6 protein-coding genes are annotated in these 5,752 nt (G+C 44.5%); 5 read left to right on the top strand and 1 reads right to left on the bottom strand.

Going from position 1 to position 5,752, the window contains the following annotated elements:
* Window positions 1-1,298 (bottom strand): FAD-binding oxidoreductase (locus RH85_RS02820; protein ID WP_006710674.1); only part of this gene is annotated, 1,298 nt, incomplete at its 3' end.
* A gap of 256 nt (window positions 1,299-1,554) precedes the next feature.
* On the opposite strand from RH85_RS02820, the gene RH85_RS02815 reads away from it, so the two are divergent.
* From RH85_RS02815 to RH85_RS02795, 5 genes are all read left to right on the top strand, one after another.
* Complete coding sequence (locus RH85_RS02815) at window positions 1,555-2,238, top strand: DUF3334 family protein (protein WP_006710673.1); 684 nt, start codon at window positions 1,555-1,557, stop codon at window positions 2,236-2,238.
* 256 nt (window positions 2,239-2,494) lie between these two features.
* Window positions 2,495-3,178: a DUF2786 domain-containing protein gene (locus RH85_RS02810; protein WP_006710672.1), complete on the top strand. Its 684-nt coding sequence runs from the start codon at window positions 2,495-2,497 to the stop codon at window positions 3,176-3,178.
* A 167-nt stretch (window positions 3,179-3,345) separates the two neighbouring features.
* Entirely contained in the window at window positions 3,346-4,014 is a 669-nt protein-coding gene (locus tag RH85_RS02805) for a YiaD family glycine zipper/OmpA-like lipoprotein (RefSeq protein WP_006710671.1), read from the top strand.
* Between the two features lie 128 nt (window positions 4,015-4,142).
* Window positions 4,143-5,186, top strand: a complete 1,044-nt coding sequence (locus RH85_RS02800) for a J domain-containing protein (RefSeq protein WP_006710670.1) — start codon at window positions 4,143-4,145, stop codon at window positions 5,184-5,186.
* Window positions 5,187-5,544: 358 nt separating this feature from the next.
* Window positions 5,545-5,730: a hypothetical protein gene (locus RH85_RS02795; RefSeq protein ID WP_006710669.1), complete on the top strand. Its 186-nt coding sequence runs from the start codon at window positions 5,545-5,547 to the stop codon at window positions 5,728-5,730.
* The last annotated feature ends 22 nt before the right edge of the window (window positions 5,731-5,752 follow it).

Here is a 5,752-nt window from a genome sequence, read left to right as displayed (position 1 = left end):
TCCTCGATAAAATCGGCGAGATTTTCTAGGGGGAACGACAAGTGTCTTCTAGCAAAAGCAACAGGCTTAGCGCGCCCTTTAGCCGCCCCCAGCAAACCCACCGCTTTTTTGCGCATATTGTATATCTTGCCGATACTGGCCACGTCATTGACAACTTGGTAGCCAATAATATCCGCCTCTTCATTGACCAGCATTTCATCCAAACGTGCGGTCAGTGCGTTGAGTTGCTCTTCAACTTCTTCTACATCTTGCCCCGCAAATTCAACCATATTGATGCCCAACATCTCTTTGTCAGGCACATCAGTAATCAGATCGCTGACGGTATGCCAAACAATGTCTTCTTTCGCCAGGTTAAGGACTTTTGAATCGACCGTTTCGACTGACAACGCGTGTGCATCCACCATAAACGGGGCGTTACGCAGTGCAGAATCAAAGCTATTGTATTTAACATTGACCAAAGTACGCGCTTTCGGAATTTTGGTCAGGTTAAGCTTGGCTTCGGTGATAAACGCCAACGAACCTTCCGCTCCACACAACACGCGTGTTAAGTCAAATTGGTCACGATCATTAATGGCATTTTTTAAATCATAACCCGTTAGGAAACGGTTGAGAGGGGGGAACTTAGCAATGATTTTGTCACGCTTATCACGACAAACTTGCTCGGTCGTTTTCAATGCATTAGCGGCATAGCTTTGCTCATGAGGTAAGCCATGTGACAAGTCAGATTCTAACACCGAGCCATCGGCAAACACCGCTTGCAGTGACAGGACATGATCAGACGTTTTACCGTACTTTAGCGAGCCTTGACCGGACGCATCGGTGTTAATCATGCCGCCAAGCGTGGCACGATTGCTGGTAGACAAATCTGGCGAGAAGAAATAGCCAAATGGGCGAACCACATCATTGAGCTGATCTTTAACAACGCCAGTTTGGACACGCACCCAACCTTCTTGCTCATTAATCTCAAGCACTTTGTTCATGTGACGAGAAAGATCGACCACCACGCCTTGAGTTAATGACTGACCATTGGTACCAGTGCCGCCACCGCGCGGAGAGAATTTAACCCGCTCATAGACAGGCTTGACGCTGATTTGACCAATCAGCACCACATCTTCAGTGGATTTAGGGTGAACAATAGCCTGAGGTAGCAATTGATAGACACTGTTGTCCGTTGCAACGGCTAAGCGGCTTGCATATTGAGTTTCGATGTCGCCGGTGAATCCTGCGGCTTTTAGTTCTTCGAGAAAACTAAGCACAACATGATCAACATCCGGTTGAGAATGAAGTCTTGGTAACATTGCTTCCTGCCCCTACTACGCTGATCCATTCAGCATTGGGTTGTTATTCTTTGAGTCTCGTCACTTTACAACATTTAAAAGCGTGATCAAAACAGATTTGCAATGCCAAAATGTAATTTGTATCTAATAATCAACGAGATTAAGCTATTAGAGACAAGCATTCTAATAATCTAACCAATTGTCTCAGCGGTATTATTTGACGGCGGATTCACTCGGACAATTGGTGTTCATTTAACCATCAGGGTTTAGCATTAAAATGAAGAAAAATAAAATCGTAACAACCGAAGACATCCTTCTTAAACTTTGTCAGTCAGTGACTGGAGTGCTCACCTCTGCAACCAATTCCCCTGTCAATTACTCTGCTATGGTGCAGAAAATTAACAAAACCAGCTTAAAACCAGATTTTGGCTGTTTTGTGTTATTCGATGGCGGTTTCTCCGGCCTTGTCGTGATTAACTTCACCGCTAAGTCAGCACTAGAAATCTATACCAATTACATGCGTAACATGGGAATGCCAGCCGAAGAGCTCGCCATCGCTCACACCTCAGATGAAGTGGGTGATGTTTTAGGGGAATTGATGAACCAGTTAGTGGGCGATTTTACCAATAAGATCCGCAAAGAACTGCAAACTCATATCACCCAAAACCAACCAAAAATGTTGTCGCTAAACAAACAGGTGATCTTATCTGTTGACACTAACCTTGACCGGCCACAAGCCCGTCGAGTGACCTTCTCTACTGAGAAGGGCAACATCTTCTACCTTGAATTGGCCATGGACAAAACCGAGTTCATTCAATTAGAAGAGTTCGAAGTAGATGCCGATGAAAACCCAGATGACATCCTAGAATCTACGCGTCAAAAAATGCTAGAAAATGAAAAGAAGAGCCAGCCAAGCAGTAACAGCGATGCTGATGACCTTCTGAGCGAGTTAGGTTTATAACCTCGCTTTATTAGCATTCAAGCTATTCATCGTCACCATTTTTAAGGCTCTGAGTCAGAACACTGACCGGAGCCTTTTTTGATTTTGTAGCTCTACCGCTTAGTTAGGCGGCTTTATTTCCAACTGTTTCTTAACTATTTCCCTTAGATGGGTAGCCAGTAATTACCAAGGATAATTGCCCGCAGCGGTTGCGACACATAGCAAGAACACGTTAAAATAGCCGACTTTGTTATTTTTACGAGTTTTGTCGCGATCTATGCATAAACAAAAAGCCTTAAAAAAGATTGCCAAGTGTTTAGAACTTGGTAACTCTGCCAACGTCAATGAAGCTGCGAATGCGATCAAAATGGCGCATCGCCTCATGCTCAAGTACGGCTTGGATAAGGACGATATTGAGTTTATCAAGATGGGCAAAACGCAATCGACCCATCTACTACCCACCAGCGTCAGTTCGACACTGTTGCGCGTGATCCGCGGTATTAACACCAAGTTTGGTGTCGAAGCCGTATTGCTAAACCACAAAGGCTTAAAACGCGTCGAGTTCATTGGCGAAGCCGATCGTGCCATATTTGCCGCCTTCGCTTTTGATATCGTATACCGCGAATTAAATGAGCATACTGGTAAATTCCGCAACAGTTTTGCCGGAACCGGTACCTCAACGCTGGAAGTCACTCGTCGTGTTAACTCATATGTATCAGGCTGGGTAGAAGGCGCGCTCGAAAAGCTGCCTATCATCTCTCCCGATGAAGAGTCTGCCAATAAAATTGAAGACTACATCGATAAAGAGTTTAAAAATATTGACCGTGAAACCTTCAAGCAGCAGTTAAGAGAAGCGATGAAAAATCTTACTGATGACTATGAAGTGGGTCTTAAGAAGGGTCGAACGCTTTCGGTGAGCCGCCCTATCGACGGTGCACCTGCGCGCAAACTCCTAACCTAATCAAGCTCAACAAAACACTCCATAACTGATGGCATAGTGAACAATTCATTCATGCCACGTTAAGCTTTTGTCAAATATAGTAAAGTGTATTTGACATAAGGAACATCATAAGGTTAATTGCATCCCATCAATTTGCTGTATGTATTCCTCACATGGAGAGACTCATTGTGAAAAAAATTACTCTTGCTCTAGCATTGACTATTGCACTAACTGGCTGTCAAGCAACCCAACGTCAAAACGCAACGACTGGCGAAAGTGAAACAAACTCTGCAACATCTGGTGCCCTTATTGGTGCGATTGCTGGTGTAGCGATTGGTCTAGCAACGGGTGATGATGCGAAAGAACGTCGTAAAAACGCGCTAATTGGCGCTGCGGGTGGCGCGGCAATCGGTGGTGGTGCAGGTTACTATTTTGACCAGCAAGAAGCCGCACTTCGTAAGCAACTGCTTGATTCAGGTGTTCAAGTTGAACGTATCGGTGAAAACCAACTACTTCTTCGTCTTGAAAATGGTATCGGGTTTGCTTCGAGTTCATACCAGCTTGATTCGTCAATTCACCGTACACTCGGTGGTGTTGCGACAATTTTAACCGAATACCCAGATACTAGCCTAGTGATCAATGGTTACACTGACAGCACTGGTAACGATCAGATGAACCAAACGCTTTCTGAGCGTCGCGCTGAATCTGTGCGTAGCTACCTTGTTCAACAGGGTGTTGCCCCAGGTCGTGCTATCGCACGTGGTTACGGCGAACGTTTCCCACTATGTTCAAATGAAACCACTAGCGGTCGTGCCTGCAACCGCCGTGTTGAAATTCAGATCCTACCTCTAAAATAATCAGTTTACTGACTATTTGCCATGCCAATGGGTTTGCGCCCAGCGGCATGGCTGCTATATAGTTCGTCTTCTAGCGGACATTGTTGCCTACGCAACAACTGAGTGACGAAATAGGAAGTTCAATCATCATGCTCAAGAAGTTCATTGCCTCAATTGCATTGATTTCATCCACTGCTTTTGCAACCACTAACGACATAGATGCACTTCTAGAACAAGCTGAGCTCAATAACCCCCGCGCCCAATATCAAATAGCCCAAGCCTATAAGTTTGGAGAGGGTGTCGCCCAGTCATCACAAGAATCACTCTACTGGTTAGAACAAGCTGCCACCAATCGTTATAAACTCGCCCAACGTGAGCTGGTTGATCACTATTTGGAGGGACAACTCAGCCAAGCGAATCAGGACCAAGCCTTCTACTGGCTGACAAAGCTCGCCATATCAGGTGATGACCAAGCTCAGTTTGAATTGGGCCAATTATACGAACAAAATGCGCAGAAAGTAGACACTCTAGGCCAAGCAAAGCTTTGGTATCAGATCGCCTCGGCCAATAATCCGAAAGCCGAAGAAGCCTTTTCCCGGGTTTTAGAACAAGAATTTAATGCACAAAGAGCGAAGCAATTAGCCGCGATAGAGCAACTCAATAATACGCACAATGACGTCCAAACAACGTCTAACCACTCTACCGCAGCCAAACTGGTTCAATTACTCAACCCGCTTAGCCTAGTGCTCTTAGCGCTTGTCGCGTCTTTATCGTGCCTACTTGTTTGGCTTTGGCGTGGAAATAAAAGCTCTCTCAAACAATTTCGTAATGACTCTGAGCAAAATCTATCGCAAAACGATGGGCTAAAACAGCAAATCCAACAACAAGACCAAACGCTAAGAAAACAAAAACAACAACTAGAGTTGCTCTACAACCAATTGAAAAAGCATCAATTAGCATTGAAAGCTAAACCTATGAGCTCGCCGGCAAGCGCATCGAATAAAACCAGCCATTTTGATCTTGCTTGCGCAATGTTTGGCTATAGCCCAACGCAACTTCTCAACGAAAAACAAGTTAAGCAGCGCTACAAGCAATTGTGCAAAATTTACCACCCTGATCTTAAGGGAAGCGAAGAAGAAATGAAGCGCTTAAACGGCTGCCTGAAAATAATTCTTGCCACTGTTAACAAATAGTTACAACTCAACCGTTGGAGTGACACCCCGTGGCGAATCTTTCGCCACAACAAAGCCTATGCAATCGATCACTCTCTCACTTCACGTAACAAATAGTTAACTTATTCTGATTCTATATGTCATAATACCGCGCGAAAATAAGGCCAATATCAATAAGTAAGATACTGTTCTACCTAATACGCGCGCTTAGCCTCGGATCTATCGTTAATATTTAGCACTAAACACCGATGACAAGAGCTCGTTAATCACCTTTCAAAATCGAGTGCTGTGATATAGAGCGAGGTGATTTTGCAGTGTATGGACAGTCATCACTAATTAACATTGGTATCACTTCTGGCAACAATGGCGGGAGCCTAAAATGTACAGTATCGAAGGCGTATGCGACTGGTGTAAAAAACCAAGCCTACTCGCCAAACTTGAATATATAGACGGTTTATGTCATCACTCGTGCAAAGAGTGTTTTGACTTGGCTACACTGGATGTACGCCAATTTAATATTGCTGAGCTACAGCAAAGAGAACGTCAAGCGCAAATAATGCCGTGATTCAAATCCATATAAAAAACAC

The sequence above is a fragment of the Vibrio ichthyoenteri ATCC 700023 genome, from assembly GCF_000222605.1.
GTDB lineage: Bacteria > Pseudomonadota > Gammaproteobacteria > Enterobacterales > Vibrionaceae > Vibrio > Vibrio ichthyoenteri.
Note: the sequence above shows the minus strand (reverse complement) of the source record. Positions and strands in the feature narration are given on the sequence as shown.